General features: G+C 52.0%; 13 protein-coding genes and 1 tRNA gene. 5 read left to right on the top strand and 9 right to left on the bottom strand.

The window, feature by feature from the left end; all coding sequences use genetic code 11:
* Positions 1 to 12: 12 nt before the first annotated feature.
* Positions 13 to 510 (top strand): YwqG family protein, encoded by a 498-nt coding sequence (locus tag HMPREF2625_RS11145; RefSeq protein ID WP_256387840.1) that lies wholly within the window; start codon positions 13 to 15, stop codon positions 508 to 510.
* A complete protein-coding gene (locus HMPREF2625_RS11140; RefSeq protein ID WP_256387839.1) occupies positions 468 to 896 on the top strand; it encodes a DUF1963 domain-containing protein in 429 nt (142 codons plus the stop codon). The genes HMPREF2625_RS11145 and HMPREF2625_RS11140 overlap by 43 nt, the downstream gene beginning before the upstream one ends.
* A 34-nt stretch (positions 897 to 930) precedes the next feature.
* On the opposite strand, the gene HMPREF2625_RS09820 is transcribed toward HMPREF2625_RS11140, so the two are convergent.
* Positions 931 to 2,064: an ADP-ribosylglycohydrolase family protein gene (locus tag HMPREF2625_RS09820; RefSeq protein WP_070524227.1), complete on the bottom strand. Its 1,134-nt coding sequence runs from the start codon at positions 2,062 to 2,064 to the stop codon at positions 931 to 933.
* Positions 2,065 to 2,169: 105 nt separating this feature from the next.
* On the opposite strand from HMPREF2625_RS09820, the gene HMPREF2625_RS09815 reads away from it, so the two are divergent.
* The 3 genes from HMPREF2625_RS09815 (at position 2,170) to HMPREF2625_RS09805 (ending at position 8,152) form a co-directional block, all read left to right on the top strand.
* Entirely contained in the window at positions 2,170 to 3,357 is a 1,188-nt protein-coding gene (locus HMPREF2625_RS09815) for a metallophosphoesterase family protein (RefSeq protein ID WP_070524225.1), read from the top strand.
* Positions 3,354 to 6,545 (top strand): AAA family ATPase, encoded by a 3,192-nt coding sequence (locus tag HMPREF2625_RS09810; RefSeq protein WP_070524223.1) that lies wholly within the window; start codon positions 3,354 to 3,356, stop codon positions 6,543 to 6,545. Before HMPREF2625_RS09815 ends, HMPREF2625_RS09810 begins: the two co-directional genes overlap by 4 nt.
* An 89-nt stretch (positions 6,546 to 6,634) precedes the next feature.
* The gene (locus HMPREF2625_RS09805; RefSeq protein WP_070524221.1) at positions 6,635 to 8,152 is read left to right on the top strand and encodes a hypothetical protein; all 1,518 of its coding nucleotides are present in this window, start codon (positions 6,635 to 6,637) and stop codon (positions 8,150 to 8,152) included.
* Positions 8,153 to 8,256: 104 nt separating this feature from the next.
* Here the strand turns inward: HMPREF2625_RS09805 and HMPREF2625_RS09800 are convergent, their stop codons facing one another.
* The 8 genes from HMPREF2625_RS09800 to bcp all read right to left on the bottom strand — a co-directional run bounded on the left by HMPREF2625_RS09800 (position 8,257) and on the right by bcp (position 17,373).
* The gene (locus tag HMPREF2625_RS09800) at positions 8,257 to 8,904 is read right to left on the bottom strand and encodes an MBL fold metallo-hydrolase (RefSeq protein ID WP_070524219.1); all 648 of its coding nucleotides are present in this window, start codon (positions 8,902 to 8,904) and stop codon (positions 8,257 to 8,259) included.
* Between the two features lie 21 nt (positions 8,905 to 8,925).
* Positions 8,926 to 10,017, bottom strand: coding sequence for an S-(hydroxymethyl)mycothiol dehydrogenase (locus tag HMPREF2625_RS09795; protein ID WP_070524217.1), 1,092 nt, complete (start codon positions 10,015 to 10,017; stop codon positions 8,926 to 8,928).
* Positions 10,018 to 10,215: 198 nt separating this feature from the next.
* Positions 10,216 to 11,151, bottom strand: coding sequence for an alpha/beta hydrolase (locus HMPREF2625_RS09790; RefSeq protein WP_070524215.1), 936 nt, complete (start codon positions 11,149 to 11,151; stop codon positions 10,216 to 10,218).
* Positions 11,152 to 11,315: 164 nt separating this feature from the next.
* Positions 11,316 to 12,611 carry a YihY/virulence factor BrkB family protein gene (locus HMPREF2625_RS09785; RefSeq protein ID WP_070524213.1) on the bottom strand — a complete coding sequence of 432 codons (1,296 nt, stop codon included), beginning with the start codon at positions 12,609 to 12,611 and terminating at the stop codon, positions 11,316 to 11,318.
* A 231-nt stretch (positions 12,612 to 12,842) separates the two neighbouring features.
* Positions 12,843 to 14,324: a malate:quinone oxidoreductase gene (locus HMPREF2625_RS09780; protein WP_070524211.1), complete on the bottom strand. Its 1,482-nt coding sequence runs from the start codon at positions 14,322 to 14,324 to the stop codon at positions 12,843 to 12,845.
* A gap of 182 nt (positions 14,325 to 14,506) precedes the next feature.
* Positions 14,507 to 16,489 carry an ABC transporter substrate-binding protein gene (locus HMPREF2625_RS09775; RefSeq protein WP_070524210.1) on the bottom strand — a complete coding sequence of 661 codons (1,983 nt, stop codon included), beginning with the start codon at positions 16,487 to 16,489 and terminating at the stop codon, positions 14,507 to 14,509.
* A gap of 255 nt (positions 16,490 to 16,744) precedes the next feature.
* A tRNA-Leu gene (locus tag HMPREF2625_RS09770) sits at positions 16,745 to 16,829 on the bottom strand.
* 67 nt (positions 16,830 to 16,896) lie between these two features.
* Positions 16,897 to 17,373 (bottom strand): thioredoxin-dependent thiol peroxidase, encoded by a 477-nt coding sequence (gene bcp, locus HMPREF2625_RS09765; protein ID WP_070524208.1) that lies wholly within the window; start codon positions 17,371 to 17,373, stop codon positions 16,897 to 16,899.
* Positions 17,374 to 17,678: the final 305 nt, after the last annotated feature.

Raw genomic sequence — 17,678 nt, 5'->3', positions numbered from 1 at the left:
AGAAAATACACCATGAGCACTATTTTTGAGCGGGTCAAACACCTTAATTATCTGCTGAGCCAGCAGGATTGCAAACCCACTGTGCGCGTCATTCCTCGCGCAGCTCAGGGAACTGTGCCGGTGACCGCCTCTAAATTTGGGGGAGTGCCGTACCTGCCCGCCGGGGCTCAGGCCCCCACTAACCAGAACGGTAGGCCGCTGGGTATGGTCGCGCAGATTAACTGTGCCGACCTGCTGCAGAACACGGTCTATCCGCAGACTGGGATGCTTCAGTTCTGGCTGGATCCGTATGATGATTTGGGACTGGGCGTCGATCTGAAGAACCCGGTGTCGCAGGTCAATACTCGCGTGATCTATTATCCTAATCTTGAGGAAACAAACCCGTGCGCCCACACTCTTGTTATGCCAGATCAAGAGAAACAAACCGAGATGGAATTTATGGCCTGGCCAGTACACGTGGATCAGGGATGGAAATCGGACTCAGCTTTGAAGAAGCCTCAGAAGGAATAACCCCACAGAATTGGTGGGTCTACCAGAGCCGGTTTGTAGAGTTGCGGAATGAACTATACCCCCAGCAGCCTATCGGCGATTTCACGGGTGTTGATGCATACGCGCCCACAGATGAGGAACGCCCGAGCATGACGTTCTACCGCGACATAGATCAGAGAAGTTACCACAAACTTGGCGGGTACCCCGAGTTTACCCAGCAGGACCCGCGTCAAGAGCATGATGGGCTCGGTAACTACACAATCAACCTGCTCACCATGTTCTCTGAGGACGCCGAAAAATTTGTTACTGTTTGGGGAGATCAAGGCACTGCAAACTGGCTGATCACCCCCGAACAGCTGAAAAACTGGGACTTCTCGAAAGTCCTTTTTGAATGGTCCTGTAGCTAGCCGCTTCGCGCCGATTGTTTGCGTGAAATATAGTCTATAGTCCAAGTTGAGCAAGAAACCGCTCAGCAACGGCCTGCACTTCATCAAGACCCCGAACACGTTTTATCTGCGGCTCCACCAAGTTGCCGAGCTGAAAACAAAGCGCCACGAGAGAACCCATCACAGACCCGATGGAATCCGAATCGGAATCTACCGATACGGACTGCGTGTAAGCGTCGAGCAAAATATGACGGGTTAGACCGGAGGAGGCGCGGGTGCGCGATTCCGCGTAGAGCGCCACCCACACGGCGATCCCCAACACCGTCGTAGCCATCCAATCGGTACCGAACTCTTGTGCTACCGTCTCCGCAGAGGGCTCTACAGGATGTTCTCCGCTCCCGAGACGAAGCGCCTGCTCTAGAACATAGCGGGTCTGCGAACCGTCACCGGGAAACACACCATCCGCATTTACCGTGCCGCACCACTCGATAATTGTCTTTACTGATGCGGCGAGTATGTCTGAAGATCGTGAAGGTTGGTCGGAAGTTACCCGACCCAGAACATCACGAACCAGCAGAGCATATGCCGCTGCAGAAACCAGAGCCTCCGGATGCCCATGCGTGAGCACCGCACCACGTACCGCCAACGATACAACTGTACGTTCCTGCTCCACCGGTAAAAACCCGAAGGCAACCGACCGTACAAGAGCACCAGAACCTAGCCCCTCAGGATTAATGTTCTGCGTAGCGGTCTGCATCTCTCCGCTTGCTAAAGCATGCAGAGTTGCTTTCCCTGGACCTTCCTTCCGGGTCATATACGTACCATGATCGATGGTACGAGGCAGAGCATAAGGAGCGTTCTCGGGTAAAACGAAACCCATACCTCGGTACCAGCGCAGATAGGCGAGCCACAGACATGCCGCTTCATCGGCAGCTACCCCTTGATTGTTCCACTCCAAAACCTCGGTCAGGGCATCAACGGTATAGCAGGTCAGCTGGGTATCATCGCTAAAGATCAGCGGGGTATTTTCCGTTACGATGTTCTGCGGGCGTTCCGCGATCTCGGTGGCGCTCAGAAGCTCTAAAGGATACCCGAGCGCATCGCCTAGTGTACCCGCAATCAGGGCAGACCGAAGGCGTTCGACATACATTGGAGAAGAAATATGAGGCACCCGAGTAAAATCACCCATAACGCACATTATCCCATACCCCCATAACGCCAAAGTACGGGCGTAAGTTACGTACATGATGAAATCAGGGTGCATGTTCCAGCACCCAATGTAATACTAAAAACTATGAAGATTCTGCACACCTCCGACTGGCATTTAGGGCGTACCTTCCACCGGCACAGCCTGCACGAATGGCATCAACGGTTCATCGATGAACTTATCGACTATGCGACTGCCGAAAAGATTGATGTGCTCCTTATTAGCGGAGACGTGTACGATAGCGCCCACCCCAGCGCCGAAACCACCGAGCTTCTTGGCAAGACTTTAGACCGTCTGGCGCTCGCGGGAATTCAGGTAGTTCTGAGCGCGGGAAATCATGATTCCGCTCGTAGGTTAGGGTATGGGGCAGGTACTTTAGCGCGGCAGGGTATATACCCTGTGACGACTTTGAAGGAAACATTTGAACCGGTAGAACTTACCCGAGACGATATACGAGTGCGTATTTACGCCGTACCCTACCTAAACCCACGTTATTATGGGCGTCAGCTTGATATCGAACCTACCCATGCAGCCGTGCTGGGAAATGTCTGCACACGAATTCGAGAAGACAATGAGAAACGGAACGCAGGGGAGAACCCCGCAGATTTCACCATTGTCATGGCCCATGCCACCGTGAGCGAGCACGGTGACTTCGATGAATCTGTGCGTTCTTCTTCGGAACGAAATATCAGCGTAGGCGGCGTGGACTGGGCGCCAGCTGCGCTTTTCGAGGGATTCGATTACACGGCCTTGGGACATATTCATCGCCGCTATCCGGTGACGGATCTTACACGATACAGCGGCTCGCCGTTGCCCTTTTCCTTTAGCGAAGAAGCTAATAAGAACGGAGCTTATTTGCTGAACCTCACATCACGCGAAGGGTGCGTGAAGGTGCAGATTGAATCCCATGAATGGCGCACTCGGCTGCCCCTCAAGACCCTGACGGGAACTTTCGATGAACTGATGGGAAGTGACGAATTCTCGCCCTACGAAACCGAGTATTTTTGCCGTATTATCCTGCGCGATGATAAGCAGCCGGTAGGCACTCTCGACGAGCTCCGTAAACGATATGAGAATATTGCCTCGTTTGTTTTTGAGCCTCTGCATCAACAACCGCGCGCAAATACTCGCCCGCGCATCACCGAAACTACTAACCCGGCGCATGTGTGCGAGGAATTCTACGCTACTGTGCGGGCGCATCCGCTGGAGGCGGCAGAAACCCGAGCCCTTGAACATATTGTTGATGAGGTTATCAGCAGCGGGAGGTCAGCATGATTTTTCATCGCCTAGAATTTGAAGCATTCATGGCCTACCCCAAGCGAGAGGTCATAGACTTTGATGCCCTCAACGAAGCCGGTATTTTTCTTCTTAATGGTCCCACCGGGTCGGGAAAAACGACCGTACTCGACGCTATCTGTTATGCGCTGTACGGAATGCCCTCTTCCGAGCGTGATATAGGATCTTTGTACTCTACCCATGTGCCCCCTGGAGAAATAAAACCCCATATTTTTCTGGAGTTGAGCATACAGAATCGTCGTCTAAGGATCGACCGAACCCCAGCGTATCGTCGGCTCATCACACGCGGGAAAAATAAAGGAACACCCACCCTCGAAAATCCGCAGGCTTTAGTTTCTGAACTTATTTCGGGCAGAGACCCGCAGGATGAACAATCCTGGCGTAAAGCCGCGGAGGGCATGGCAGACTCGGCGGACTACCTGACAAAACTTATAGGACTCAACCGAGAACAGTTTTTGAAGGTTATGCTCTTACCGCAGGGGCAATTCGCCGATTTTCTTAAAGCTCGCAGTAAAGACCGAATTCCGTTGCTTAAACAGCTTTTTCCGGTTGATACCTATGAACAGGTAATGAATAGGCTTCGAGAGGAAGAACAGATTAGTGAGCGTGCTGTACAGGATATTAAACATGCTTTAGACAGGACTCTTGAGCAGACCGTCACGACGTACACAAAACTATGTGAACGACTTTCGCGTAGCGGCACAGACCTTGACGACAACAAAAATATCGTTGATGCGCAGGAGCGTGAAGTTTCTGAAGCATATACCAAGCTTGACCTAGCGACCGATCTTGAGACTGCACGGCATGATTTCGAGGGGTGGTTCACGGAGCATCTTCACGCTGTACGCCGGCAAGAACAGCAGGATGAGCACGCCCTGGCCGACCTCAAAGATAAACGTGAAAAACTTGCCGCGCAACAGCAGGACATAGCCCAGCGAATACAGGATTGGACGGAATATGAGAAACTGCAGTCGGCATGGGTGCGACACGAATCCCAGGAAGAGGAACATAAGAAACAGTGCCGAACGCTCAGTAACTCTCGGGCAGCAGCCCCTGTGGAGGCTGAACTGGAACGTTCCCGCCGTGATGAGGAACGCCGGATGCACGCCGCCGAGCACGCACAGGATACGCTGAACATGGCTCGGAGCAGCGCCTCACAAGCTCTAGAAGCCCTAGGGGACTGCACCGAGCACCTTGAGGCTTCACTGTACCGGATAGACACGGCGCAGGATCTTCAACGGGTTCTCAATCAAGCTCCAAGCGTGATGGCGCAGCTTCGGGTATACCAGCACGATGAACAAGCTTTAGAAGAGGCAAAAGCAGCCCTTACAGCGCTCAAGCGGGACTCCGAGAAAGCGCAACGAACGGTGGAAGGAATTGCGAAACGCGAGCTCCAGAGCCAGCAAAAACTCAGTGATATTAGCAAACGGCTAAGCTCCCTGCACGATATTGAACAGAACTACGCTCGGGCCCAACTTGCCCTAGAAACTGCGAAAAAGACCCAGCAAGAAGTCGCTGCCCATGCAGAAAAATTAGAGCAGGCGCAAACTGCTCACGACCAGGCTGTGCAGGCGTATGAGCTAATTCAGCGGGTATCTATCACCGCTTCAGAAGAGTACACGAGGCTTCAAAAACGGCGCTTAGAACAGGTTGCTTTCACTCTTGCAAAGGAGTTGGACGAGGGGCAGCCCTGCATGGTGTGCGGCTCTCGGGAGCATCCGCAACCGGCCCAGCCTAGTGTCAACGGCATTACCTTAGTGGAACAATCTGAGATTGATGCCGCCGAGAAGCGTGCCCACCGGGAGCAGCAGAAAGCATCGGCAGCAGCTACTTCCGTGGCGCAAACCCAGACCGTTTTGGAGCAACTTAACGAGTCTCACATGCCTGATTCTCAAGAAGCGCAGCGTCAAGTTGCAGAGGCACAAAACGTCTATAACCAAACTCAAGAAAGCCTAGAGAACAAGCGTGAAGCGCAGCATCAACAGGAAAAAGAGACGCTTGAACTTCAGAAAATTTTGGAAGAGCAGACCCGTGCACGTACATCTTTAACCCAACTGCAGACTCAGCAGGCGAGTGAGCAGCAAACCCTGACAAAGCTTGAGAAAAAACTTTGTCAGGTAGCGGCTACCATAAGTTTTGCCGACCGGGTACGCTTGCTTGAAAGCTACGTGGAGCAGGCGCATCGTGCCGTTGATGCAAGCCGTCGTCTTGACGACGCCACAATTAGCGCCGCAGAGAGCGCCCATCAGGCACAGCAAAGTCTGGAACGGTCGGTTTTCGAGACTTTCGAGGCGGTTCAGCAGGCGGTTCTCACAGAGGTACAGCAACAGCATCTTGAGCAGGCTATTTCGGCTTATCGAGAAGAACATGCCACTCTTCAAGCCTCTCTTGACCGACCAGCCATGTGTACCGTTGCCACGCTTATTGAGCATGGACAGAAGGCTCCTTCCCAAGAAGAACTTACCCGCATACGTCAAGAACGCGATAATGTTGAGCAACAGTATGAAACTTTGATGACACGCGAGGGTATCCGTACAAATGGTATTGAAACTTTAGAATCTCTGTTTCAGGACTACCAAGAACAGCAAGGGGAATCAGCCCATGCCGTGGAACAGGCCAATCTTTACGCCGGGCTGGCGAGCATCGCTCGGGGTGACAATCCTGATAAAAACCATCAGATAGATCTTGTGAGCTATGTGCTCGGCGGTGAATTTGAGCAAGTCTTACAAGTGGCTTCTGAGCATCTGCAGCGTATGAGCGATAATCGTTACCGTTTGGTACTCAGCGACAAACGAGAGAAACGAGCGCGTATTGGCGGTGGTCTGAGTATTAGCGTTGAGGATAACTGGAATAACGACCAGCGTGAGGTGAATTCTCTTTCCGGCGGCGAGTCTTTCCTCGCATCGCTTTCATTAGCCTTGGGCCTTGCCGAAGTTGTTCAAGCACGTAACGGCGGTATAGAAATTGAGACACTTTTCATTGATGAAGGTTTTGGAACTCTCGATGCGCAGACTCTGGAGCTTGTAATGGAAACGCTGGAGAATATTCGAGAGAACGGTCGTGTTATTGGACTTATATCACACGTTGAAGATATGAAAGAGCGTATTTCTGCCCAAGTCAGTATAGAAAAGCGACAAAATGGCTCGACTCTTCGAGTTAACGTTTAGGTTTGGACGAATGCGGGGGTAAACTATCCAAAGAGATATCACTTAGACGGTTGAGAAGACCGGCCTCAAACACCCCCAAGGAGAACAGGATGCGCCCCACCACATCCGGAAGAGACGGCGGTGAGAGAACCTCACCTACACCGTTAGGTTCTGGTGCGTCTGGTACGCGCATTACTAACAAGCCCTCGCAACAGCGGCATAGCTCTTTAGGGACCGGAGTACCCCGCTGGAGCTCTGGGCTTCAGACAAATATTGTGGTTCCTCACGAAGAATACGATCTGCGAGAAGCGACCCGTGCTCACGGTCGCAGCTTTCTGGGAATGTTGAGGATTCGCCTAAGATACCTTATCCGCACACGGCGCGAAGAAGGATTTCTTTACAGCGCATTTGACGTTATGATGCACATGCCTGTTGCCCTGATCGGTATGACCCTTTTTCTGGTAATTGCACGAAATCTGCATACAGTGCATGATGGCGGCTATGCTGTAGGGGCTCTTGCCTTTGCCTATACCCTCAAGATATCGACAACCCCGATTTTGGAGCGTTATTGCGGTCTTAGACTCGTATTAGGAGGCAGCGCGGTTCTGCATATTCCTGCGGTACTGTACCTCATGCATCTGTCAAATATGCTGGCTACGGAGGCCGCAGCCTCGGTCACGACTTTTGAGTATGCGGCGGCATGTATGCTGGCGGGCTATACCCTTCCGCCATGGCCTGTGATTGTGCATGAAGCTCGGTATAATCCCACAAAAACTTCTGATCCTGAGTGGCTTTTTGTCATGGTTGCATGGACGAATGTCGAAAAGCTGGCGCTGTATCCTCTGGCTGCATTTGTCTTGGTGCTTCTGAACAGCCTTATGGGTATTAACGCTGGGTTCTGGGCGGCTATTTTATTGGCTGGTTTGTTAATATTTGTTGTCGTTCTTATCCCCAACGTACTTCCTAGAACTCCAAAGTCGCTCCCCTCAGGTTCAGACGTGGCGCGAGCAGATGGAACCGCACAACCGCATGTACAGGAGACACCCTCAGATTCTATAAGTATGGTTCTGATCTTGGGACTCATGGTTATCAGCGGATGCATCGGATCTATCGGTTCAGCTCTGCTGGGATTCGCTCTCAATCACAATGCATTATCGCTCTACCCCTTGATGATTACAATATGCTTGGGGACGGCTGTTATCACTATGCTTCCGGTGCTTTTAGGCGCAGATAAAATTGTTCCTTGGCACGGTTGGCTTTCGAGCGGCGTTGTGCTCACACTGGCTGCACTTTTACTGCCTACTGTCGATCGAATATCAATGATGATGGTAGGCCTAGCAATCTACGGCGTGGCGTTAGGAATTGTTGTTGGCGGCCATAAATTAGCTTTGGCGCATGTGCTGGTACGCACTCCCGACACCCAGATGAGCTTCTATATTAGTGGTGCTATGGCACTAGGGCTTACTTTTGGCGCTACCTGGGGAGGGTACCTGGGAAGCGGGCCCTACTACCGTAACGCCTTTATCGTTCCGATCGTTGCCGCTTGCCTGTACTTCTGCATGGGGCATCTTTACGGGTATCTCTGGCGCCGCCGCTACGAGGAACAACTGGCGCCATTAGACGGCTGATCAGCAAGCAGGACTTACCCTTATGAATAATATATGAGGTGGTACGGGTCTTCGAGAGGAAAACCTGTACCACCTCATATATGAGCAAAAGAGCCGTGAGGTTCTTAGTGCCCGCGTTTCTTCCAAGCGTCTAGATCGGGTGCCTCTACACCGATGCCTGTGGAGTCTCCGTGACCCGTGAGAACCGCAGTGGATTCGGGCAGGGTGAGCAGCTTCGACTCGATGGAGTCGATAATAGTGTCGAAGTCGCTGTAGGAACGCCCAGTCGCTCCGGGACCGCCCTTGAAGAGAGTATCGCCCGAAAAGAGTACGCCTTCGCTGTTCTCCCAGCTCAGTTCAGGTGCATAGAAACAGACCGACCCGGGGGAGTGCCCGGGGGTAGCGATCACATGTAGCTCGGTATAACCAGCACTGATTTTCTGCCCGTCATGCAGGGGCTCGTCGAAGTCCCAAGAGGGGTACACCATTTCCCAGAGCACCCGATCCTCAGGGTTTAGGTAGACAGATGCTTTAAAACGCTCGGCGGCTTCTTGCGCGGAGCGAATATGATCATCGTGAGCGTGGGTAAGTAGAATCCTCTCGACCGTGCGCCCGGCAACCTTTTTTGCGATTTTATCGACGTCATGCGCGGGGTCAATGATTGTCACACGCTGGTCATCACCAATAATCCACACGTTATTATCGACTTCCCAGGTGCCGCCGTCGAGCGAGAACGTTCCGTGAGTAACAACCCGTTCAATAATTTCAGTCATATGAGAGTTCCTTTCCCGGTTTTAAAGTTCCACCACGGAACGCAGCACTCGACCGGTTTTCATGGTTTCAAAGGCATCATTGACGTCTTCCAGCTTAATACGCTCGGAGACAAAGCCGTCTAGATCGAGGCGACCGAGCAGGTACTGATCCACGAACTCGGGGAAGTCGCGCGAAGGCAGCGTATCACCATACCAGGCGCTCTTAATAGAGCCGCCGCGCCCGAAGACCTCATCCAGGGGAATATCCCAGGTGGTGCCAGGCTCAGGAACTCCCACAAGTACCACGCGCCCGGCAAGATCGCGTGCCTCGAAAGCCTGCTTGAAGGTGGGGGCGATACCTACCGCATCTATTACCAGATCCGCACCAAACCCGCTGGTCAGTTCCCGAATAGCCTCGACCGGGTCTACCTTGGCGGAGTTCACGGTGTGTGTTGCACCCTGCTGACGTGCGCGTTCGAGCTTATCGTCATCAATGTCAACGGCGATAATGGTAGTTGCTCCGCCCAGCTGCGCGCCAGCGATTGCTGCGGTGCCTACACCGCCGCATCCAATAACGGCCACGGATTCTCCGCGTTTGAGCGCACCCGTATTGAGAACGGCACCCAGGCCTGCGGTCACACCGCACCCGAGCAGTCCAATAGCGGCGTACTGCTCGGGCGAAATATCGGCGGTAATCTTCGTGCACTGACCCGCTGCGACAAGGGATTTCTCAGCAAAAGAGCCAATGCCTAAAGCAGGAGTGAGCTCGGTGCCATCCTCTAGAGTCATTTTCTGGGTAGCGTTATGGGTAGCAAAGCAATACTGTGACTCGCCCTTACGACATGCACGGCATTCACCGCAGACCGCACGCCAGTTGAGGATCACAAGATCTCCGGGGGCAATATCGGTTACGTCATCGCCAACTGCCTCCACTACGGCTGCTGATTCGTGCCCCAACAGGTAGGGGAAATCATCGCCCACACCGCCTGCAACATAGTGGTGATCTGTTTGACAAACACCGCAGGTAAGAACCTTCACGAGAGCCTCGCCCGGACCGGGATCGGGTACGTGAATAGTCGTTACGGTAACGGGCTCGTTCTTAGCTAGCGCTACAACAGCTTTAACCTTGTGCATGCTTTGGCTTATTCCCTTCGGGATCGTTGAAGAAGTTTTCGGGACCTCGTGCGGCTTTACCCGTCGCATAGAGCATGTATGACCACATGTTCTGACGCATCAAGATTTCTTGATACGTCTTTCCATTCTAGGGCTATCACTAGGGTCTGTACATATGAATAGCTATAAGCTAAGCGTGTTGGTGCGCATGAAAGATGCTTATACTGCTTGCCGGTTACTTCCCTGAGAATCGTGCGCAAAGGCTAAAGCGTTGCGCCTAAAAACGCCTGAGGTTAAGGCGCTCACATGATCCCGCCCCGGAATATCAAGAAATTTTAGATACGGATGTACCCTCTGGAGCAGGGGATATAGCCTACGTCCGTCGGCAGCGATGGAGTCTTCGGAACCGATTGCGATCAGCAGAGGAACACGAGGGTACGGGAAAGGCGGGTTCGCAGCGTGAATAACGGGAATGCGCGTAGAGTCTGCAAGCACAGACGGCAGTGAGAAGAACTCGCCGAAGGGTATATGCACAAAATCAAGGAGAGCATTGGCGCGTAGCGGTGACGATTCAATAATGCTGGTAAAGGCTTCTTCTGTCGCAGGATCTTGGGTAATGGCATCATCAGCGCACGAGGCAGAAAGCATAGAGTGCAGGGCTTCGAGGTGATTGTGCAGGGGCATACCGCCCAGAATAAGCGATGCAACGCGAGATGGGTGCCTCAGAGCGAGCTCCCACCCTACCCTAGACCCGAAGGAAAAACCCACGCCATGTACTTGCTGGATAGCAAGTTCGTCAAGGAGAGCAGAAAGCGTATCAGCAAAGAGAACCATGCCGTTCTGCGGTGAACCATCTTCTGACACTGTGGTCTGGACGACCGGAAAAATACCGTGTTCTTCGATTGTTCCCACCGGGAGTTTGGCATGTACCGTAAAGTTGGAGTCTTTGAGGTATTTTCGCCCGTGAAAAGGTAAATCGACGGTTAGCACGGGTATACCCGCCCGAATGTACTGACGAATCCAGCCGGTACCGCCCCAGAGCTGGTCGCTACGGGTTGCAAAGCCGTGCAGAAACAGAACGGGAGTTGTACCTTTTTCCGCGTTTGCAGGTGTGTAGCGGGTGTATTCAAAAGGCGGTATGGGAGTCTCACACATATGTATATTTTTGCACCTGCGCGTGCTGATTGTGTAGACGAAAATATATATGACGTGTGGGGCGAAAAATCACGTTTATGACAAACACAATCGTGGTGGGTGCGGTATATTTCCGCCAACTACCACGGGTCTATCCGGTAGTGCATGTGCCGCTCATGCTGCACTTAAAAAAGCGTGTCTCGCGAAGAGTCTTGACGCTTGGAGCTGCCGTTTTGAGGATTATCGCTGTGTGGAGTGGAATCGCGGGTATGTTTTTGAGAGGACTCCGAAGCCTTCTCCTTCACGTCCCCAGAATCCTCAGAGGATTGTGCCTCCGTCGCCCCTGCACGGGTATCGGAAACAGCCTGTCGAAGCATCTCAGTGTTGGTAGAAACAGCAGTCTGCACCCGTTCGAGGATTGAGGGCTCGGGCGGTTTGGGCAGCGTCTGCTGACCGCTTGCAAGATCTTGGATCTCTTGGGCACTTGAGCTTAGGACCTCTAACTTTTCCTGGTACTTGGTAATGGCTCGGGTGTCGCGGGGTTCCACACGCAGTTTTCCGTCGATATCCTCACCCGCCACAATCTGGCGCATCCGTTCAAATTCAGCATCGACATGAGCGCCAAAGACCAGCATATTGTTCATGATCCAGAGGAACACCAGCATGACGATGACACCACCGATAAGTCCGTAGGTAGCGTTATATTTGCTGAAATTATTGGTGTAGATGGTAAAGCCTAATCCGCCTAATCCCATGCCAAACAAGGCGATAACGGCTCCCGGCGAGGTCCACCGAATTTTAAGACGCCGCACATTGGGTGTTGCAGTGTAGAGCATCGCAATGAGAAATACCGCAAGAATGAGAATTAAAACCCAACGTCCATTGAGCCACAGAACCTTGATGAGTTCTATATCTACTCCAGGCATATAGGGCGCAACCCAGTCGAGAACTGATGCTCCCAAGAGGAACATCAGCATCATGAGAACCACAAGCACTATAACCCCGGTAGTGATGAGTACGTTATAGGGTTTGAGGAACCACCCGGGTCGTCCTTCGCGTACTCCGTATACGTTATTGAGTGCGCGCCCGAAAGACCCTACATATCCGGAGGCAGACCAGAGCGCACTGAGAATACCAATGATTAATGCAAACCCGGCGCCTTGTCCATTGGTTAGCTGATGAATAGGTCCTTCCAGAATCGAGTACATTTGCTGAGGGGCACGCTCTTGGAGGAACTCTAAGATTACCTTGGCGCTGTCTTCTCCCTGCCCAAAAATTCCCAGGAGTGACAGGATCGCGAGCAGAGCAGGAAATGCAGAGAGCACCGTGAAATAGGTGAGCGCTGCGGCTAGATCTGTTCCCCCGTGCGCTCCAAAGGAAAAACCCGCGCGTCGAAAAATATAGGCGATACTGCCCTGAGGAAATTCGCGTATTTTTACATATTCTGAATGAGGAAGTGATTTTTTGCGGCGTCGTGCCATAGAAGCGTTCCTTGTCTTGGTGTTTGCGTGCGGCGCTTAGGAGTACCAAGTACTTGTGGCAATAATACAGGAAATAGTTTTTCTCATGAGGAGGAACGATAGAGCGCGGCACGTATGAGTTCTCTCCACTGAAGAGTTGTACTATTACTTAACAGCGAAAACCTCCATCCAAAAACCTGCGTATGGCAGGGAACAGGACGAAGGTTTTCGAGTCAGCACCTCAAGTGTATCTTAGTTGGCGATATCTAAGGTATGTGCAGTGTGAGCCATAATTTCGTCAGCGAGATCCGGATTATCGTTGAGTTTAACCCCATACCCCGGAACCAGAGCACGGATGCGCGACTCCCAACCTGCAAACTGAGAGGGAAAGCACCTCTTGAGTAGGTTCAGCATAATGGGTGCTGCGGTTGAAGCCCCCGGTGATGCGCCAAGCAGAGCGGCGATAGACCCATCGGCCGAAGAAACAACCTCGGTGCCAAATTGCAGAATTCCGCCCTTCTTCGCATCCTTCTTCATAATTTGCACACGCTGACCCGCTTCAATGAGTTCCCACTCGTCGCCGTTAGCCTCAGGGTAGTAGCGGTGCAGGGACTCCAGACGCGCATTCTTATCTTTAACCAACTCGGTGAGCAGATATTTGACGAGCGACAGGTTATCGAGACCCGCACGAGTCATGGGATAAATATTGTGCAGACGAAGTGAGAGAGGCAGGTCAAGGAGAGACCCTTGCTTCAGGAAATTAGTCTTGAACCCAGCATAAGGTCCAAAAAGCAGAGAACGCTTACCATCAACATATCGAGTATCCAGGTGCGGAACAGACATCGGAGGAGCGCCTACGGATGCCTGACCATACACCTTTGCATTATGCTTAGCGGCGGTAATTTCATTGGTATTGCGCAGGAACAGACCCGAAACCGGGAAGCCGCCGTACCCCTTGCCTTCCTCAATTCCCGACTTTTGGAGTAGATGCAAGGCACCGCCCCCAGCACCAAGGAAAACAAATTTAGTATGGATTTTCAGGGGTTCTTTGGTATTGATGCGGTTAATAGCAGACACAGTCCACGCACCGTCAGATTCACGGTCAAGGTTCTTAACCTCGTAGCCGTAGCGTACTTCGACTCCCTGAGATTGCAGATAGTCGATCATGCCGGAGGTAAGCGCACCAAAATCAACGTCGGTACCTTCCGGAGCCCAGGTAGCTGCGACTGATTCTCCCTCGGAGCGGCCCTTGACCGTCAAGGGTGCCCATTGAGCGATCTGGTCGCGTTCCTTGGAGAACTGCATTCGCTCAAAGAGCTTCTGCTGGCGGAAGGAATCGTAACGTGCCGCAAGGTACTTGGAATGATCTTCGCCGAATACAAGGGACATATGGGGTACAGGGTGGATGAAATCGTTATTGGGCAGAATACCTTCATTCACAAGGGAAGCCCAGAACTGACGTGAAATCTGGAACTGCTCATTAATACCTAAGGCTTTATCGGCGCTTACTTTTCCGTCGGGACCAGCGGGGGCGTAATTCAACTCGCACAGTGCAGAGTGACCGGTGCCAGCGTTATTCCACGGGTTCGAAGACTCCTGTGCGGGCTTATCAAGGCGTTCCAGAAGAGTAATATTCCAGGTGGGTTCCAATTCCTTCAAAAAGACACCAAGCGTTGCGCTCATAATACCGCCGCCCACAAGGACGACATCGGTCTGTTCAGTACGTGCTACCACTGATACTCCCAGGGGTTTGGTGCCCGGCTTTGGGCACGGTCATATGACAGTTGTATGACTCTAGCGTACTCCCTGAGGGTCTGTAGGTACACATTCCACTGAGAAAAATCCAGAATCAGTAATGTAGTTCACAAAAGAGTGAGGAAATTCTGCGAAATACATTAAATTCCACAACAGAAGCCTTAGGAAATTCGCACTTTAGCAAAGAGCTCGATAGCGCTTTGTTCGGTTTCGTAACCAATAATACGTCGATTAATACCTATGTTAGACGTAACGTTCAAAAGTGGGACCGCAGGCATAAATGCCGCTAAATCCTGGTTGATGGAACGATATTTTTCACGTTGTTCGTCTAAAGAAGTGGCGCTGTCGGCTTCGCGGATCTTACTCATAATCTGTTCCAGCGTAGGCGCAGGTTCTACCTTTGCAGGAGTGATGCTGGGAGACGGGGTAGGCGATGTTTCGGCTTCGGAACTGTCCTTCGGGGCAGCGCTTGCTGACGGTGATGGAATCGGAGAATCGGTGGGATGCGCCTTCGCCTCGGGGGTATCGTGCGATACGGGGTTTAATCCCATAGCATCGATCCACTGCGCCACCAGAAGAGGTGCAAGAACCGGCCCAAGAAAAGCGTAAGGATCACGATAGGTTCCGTAGAAACCACCGAGGAGAATGCCGCGAGTAGTATTTATTTCCGTAGCGCGGGCATGATAATCGGACCAGTTCAGTGGAATAGGTTTAATATTGAGCCCAATATCGAGAAGAGCTCCGATCATCTCAGAATAGACTTTTTGGGGTGACATAATCCACGGAAGTGAAACATCAATAGGGTAGTAGCATTCGATAGTTTCGCCTGTGTAACCTGAGGCTGCGAGCAACGATTTTGCTTGGTCAACATCTCGCTTATACAGACGTTCCAGAGAGTCATCCGAGGTACGAAAAAGCCTAGGCATAAGGTGCAGTGCTTCAGAAGTTCCAGAAAGGTAATATCGGATGAGGGCACCGCGATCGACAGCTCGCGCGATAGCTCGGCGCACCGAAATATCTTTGAGAACCGGATGCGCAAGGTTGAACCCCAGATAAAGAAGCGAGAAGGGATCACGCAGCGGGTACAGGAACCCTTCACGCCCTAGAGGCCCTAAGTCATTGCCGCTTACTTGATCGCAGGCATCAACTTTATTGTCTACGAGAGCATAGTAACGCTTGTCGGAAGAATTGAGAGTCGAGAAATGTATTTCGTCGAGTTCAATCTTTTCCTGCTTGATACTCACAAATTTATCGTTGCGTATGAGAACGATATCGGTATTTTGCGAAGCGGGCGTTGAGATTTTAAAGGGCCCAGTACCGATGGGCATCTCTTTGATACGGTGGTTCTCGGTAAGTGCCTCAGGTGAAACGATGCCGAAAGCCGGTTGGGTCAGAATCCGCAAGAACGCTTGTGAAGGACGTACAAGCGTAAACACAAGTTTGGAGTCGGTGACGCGCACATCGGAAACGAGGGGAGCATAACGTAAAGGTATCTGCTCGGTGTGTTCATCAGTCTTTGGTGTATCGGCCTTGGGTGTATCTGTGTCTTCCTGAGCCGAAGGGGTTTGCGTTGCGGCGGCAGACGGTGAAGAGCTTGCCTCCTGTGATGCTTTACCTGCGTGTGGCGAGTTGGAGTGCACAATGTTACCAAAACCCCAGCCGTAGAGCGGCTGAAAGGGAACGCAGCGTGCCGCCGTTTCTGGGGATGTTGCTAACGCCTGCCACCGCTGTACATTACGCAGTACTGCTTCTGCAGTGAGGGGAGTGCCATCGCTAAATGAGACCCCTTCCCGGAGCGTAAACGTATAGGTCAGACCATCCGGGCTAATCGTCCACGAGGAGGCGAGCGCCTCTTGTGGAGTACCTGTGTAGTGGTCGGCGCCCACGAGAGTTTCAAGAATCTGTGCTGTTACACGGTACGTTGGGGAGACTGGGTCAAAGGCGGGATCTAGAGAGTAGGGTGCCGCGCCTTGAGCAAATCTAAAGATCCTGCGGCTGTCTCCTGAATCGTTATTAGGCGTCGAATCACCGCAGGCCGTCAAGGTATAACCTGCTGCCAGAAGAGACCCTAACCGCAGCGCAGTGCGGCGGCTGATACCGCTATAGCTGATACCGGAGGCATCGGTTGGGGAAAGATGATTCACGGACAAGCCCTTTCATGGTGATTACTGAACCGTGATAGGTAATGCGTGGTTGATAAGGCGTTTATGTCTGGGCGAAAACACTATTCTTTTAGAATACAACGTCACGATTAAACGCCGCGATACCCAAAGAGGGTTTTAGGCACGACTTACAGTGAATTGTAAGCTTGGGGGTATAGCGCCAGGGTACTCTGCTGTGCGGTATATAACAAAAAGTCCGCAACTTCTTCGGTAAGGAAGACGCTGCGGACTCAAGATTGGTGCGCGAGGGGGGACTTGAACCCCCACGCCGTAAGGCACAGGAACCTAAATCCTGCGTGTCTGCCAATTTCACCACTCGCGCGCGGTGAGCAAAGCTACCTAGGAAAGTCTACACGAGGATATAAGACTATACAAACAGAAAAATTAGGTTATTTGGGGTCAATCCCCAGGTCGCGGCGCAGCTTAGCAACGTGGCCGGTGGCGCGTACGTTATATTGCGCCAGCTCTATGATGCCCTGCTCATTGATGACGAATGTAGATCGGATAAGTCCTTCGTAGACTTTGCCGTAGTTTTTCTTTTCGCCCCATGCACCGTAGGCGAGTGCGACAGCGTGATCGGCATCGGAGAGAAGGGGGAAGGTGAGAGACTCTTTGGCGGTGAACTTCTCTAAAGCTGCGGGCTTGTCGGGGGAAACACCTAAGACAACGTATCCGAGTGACTTCAAAGAGGCAAGGTTATCTCGAAAATCGCAAGCTTCTTTGGTGCATCCGGGTGTTGAAGCCTTGGGATAGAAGTAGAGAATGACCTTATGCCCTGCGTAATCCGCTAGGGAATATTGCTGACCGGTGTAATCTTCAAGGGTAAAACTTGGGGCTTTTGTGCCGGGCTCTAGTCGGGTGCTCATGGTTTCTCCTTAAAAGTAGATGTTCTCGGTATTGCATGTGTTGCCGTAAACGTTCTATTTAGTGTACGGGGTTTATAGGATCTCTGGGAGGTTTTTCGTGAGGGCGTGCCATGAGATGAGGTACTGCGGTGCCATCGAGAGCATGAGCGAAAACAAAAAATGAGAGTTTGTGTGAAGCGTCACTTATATGTAACTTGCGTGAAATATTAATTATCCGTATAGTATTTATCTGTTGTCGTACGAATGCGATACATCACCCCAAGTAAGCGCCTCTAGCTCAATTGGCAGAGCAATTGACTCTTAAT

Origin of the sequence: Rothia sp. HMSC064D08 (assembly GCF_001809525.1) — a bacterium.
GTDB lineage: Bacteria > Actinomycetota > Actinomycetes > Actinomycetales > Micrococcaceae > Rothia > Rothia dentocariosa.
The sequence above is the reverse complement of the archived record's forward strand: the minus strand, read 5'-3'. Positions and strand labels throughout refer to the sequence as shown.

Excerpts from the sequence above, each read along its gene's own strand:
- HMPREF2625_RS11145 (WP_256387840.1), top strand. The coding sequence starts at position 13 with ATGAGCACTATTTTTGAGCGGGTCAAACACCTTAATTATCTGCTGAGC.
- HMPREF2625_RS11140 (WP_256387839.1), top strand. The coding sequence starts at position 468 with ATGGAAATCGGACTCAGCTTTGAAGAAGCCTCAGAAGGAATAACCCCA.
- HMPREF2625_RS09820 (WP_070524227.1), bottom strand. The coding sequence starts at position 2,064 with ATGGGTGATTTTACTCGGGTGCCTCATATTTCTTCTCCAATGTATGTC.
- HMPREF2625_RS09815 (WP_070524225.1), top strand. The coding sequence starts at position 2,170 with ATGAAGATTCTGCACACCTCCGACTGGCATTTAGGGCGTACCTTCCAC.
- HMPREF2625_RS09810 (WP_070524223.1), top strand. The coding sequence starts at position 3,354 with ATGATTTTTCATCGCCTAGAATTTGAAGCATTCATGGCCTACCCCAAG.
- HMPREF2625_RS09805 (WP_070524221.1), top strand. The coding sequence starts at position 6,635 with ATGCGCCCCACCACATCCGGAAGAGACGGCGGTGAGAGAACCTCACCT.
- HMPREF2625_RS09800 (WP_070524219.1), bottom strand. The coding sequence starts at position 8,904 with ATGACTGAAATTATTGAACGGGTTGTTACTCACGGAACGTTCTCGCTC.
- HMPREF2625_RS09795 (WP_070524217.1), bottom strand. The coding sequence starts at position 10,017 with ATGCACAAGGTTAAAGCTGTTGTAGCGCTAGCTAAGAACGAGCCCGTT.
- HMPREF2625_RS09790 (WP_070524215.1), bottom strand. The coding sequence starts at position 11,151 with ATGTGTGAGACTCCCATACCGCCTTTTGAATACACCCGCTACACACCT.
- HMPREF2625_RS09785 (WP_070524213.1), bottom strand. The coding sequence starts at position 12,611 with ATGGCACGACGCCGCAAAAAATCACTTCCTCATTCAGAATATGTAAAA.
- bcp (WP_070524208.1), bottom strand. The coding sequence starts at position 17,373 with ATGAGCACCCGACTAGAGCCCGGCACAAAAGCCCCAAGTTTTACCCTT.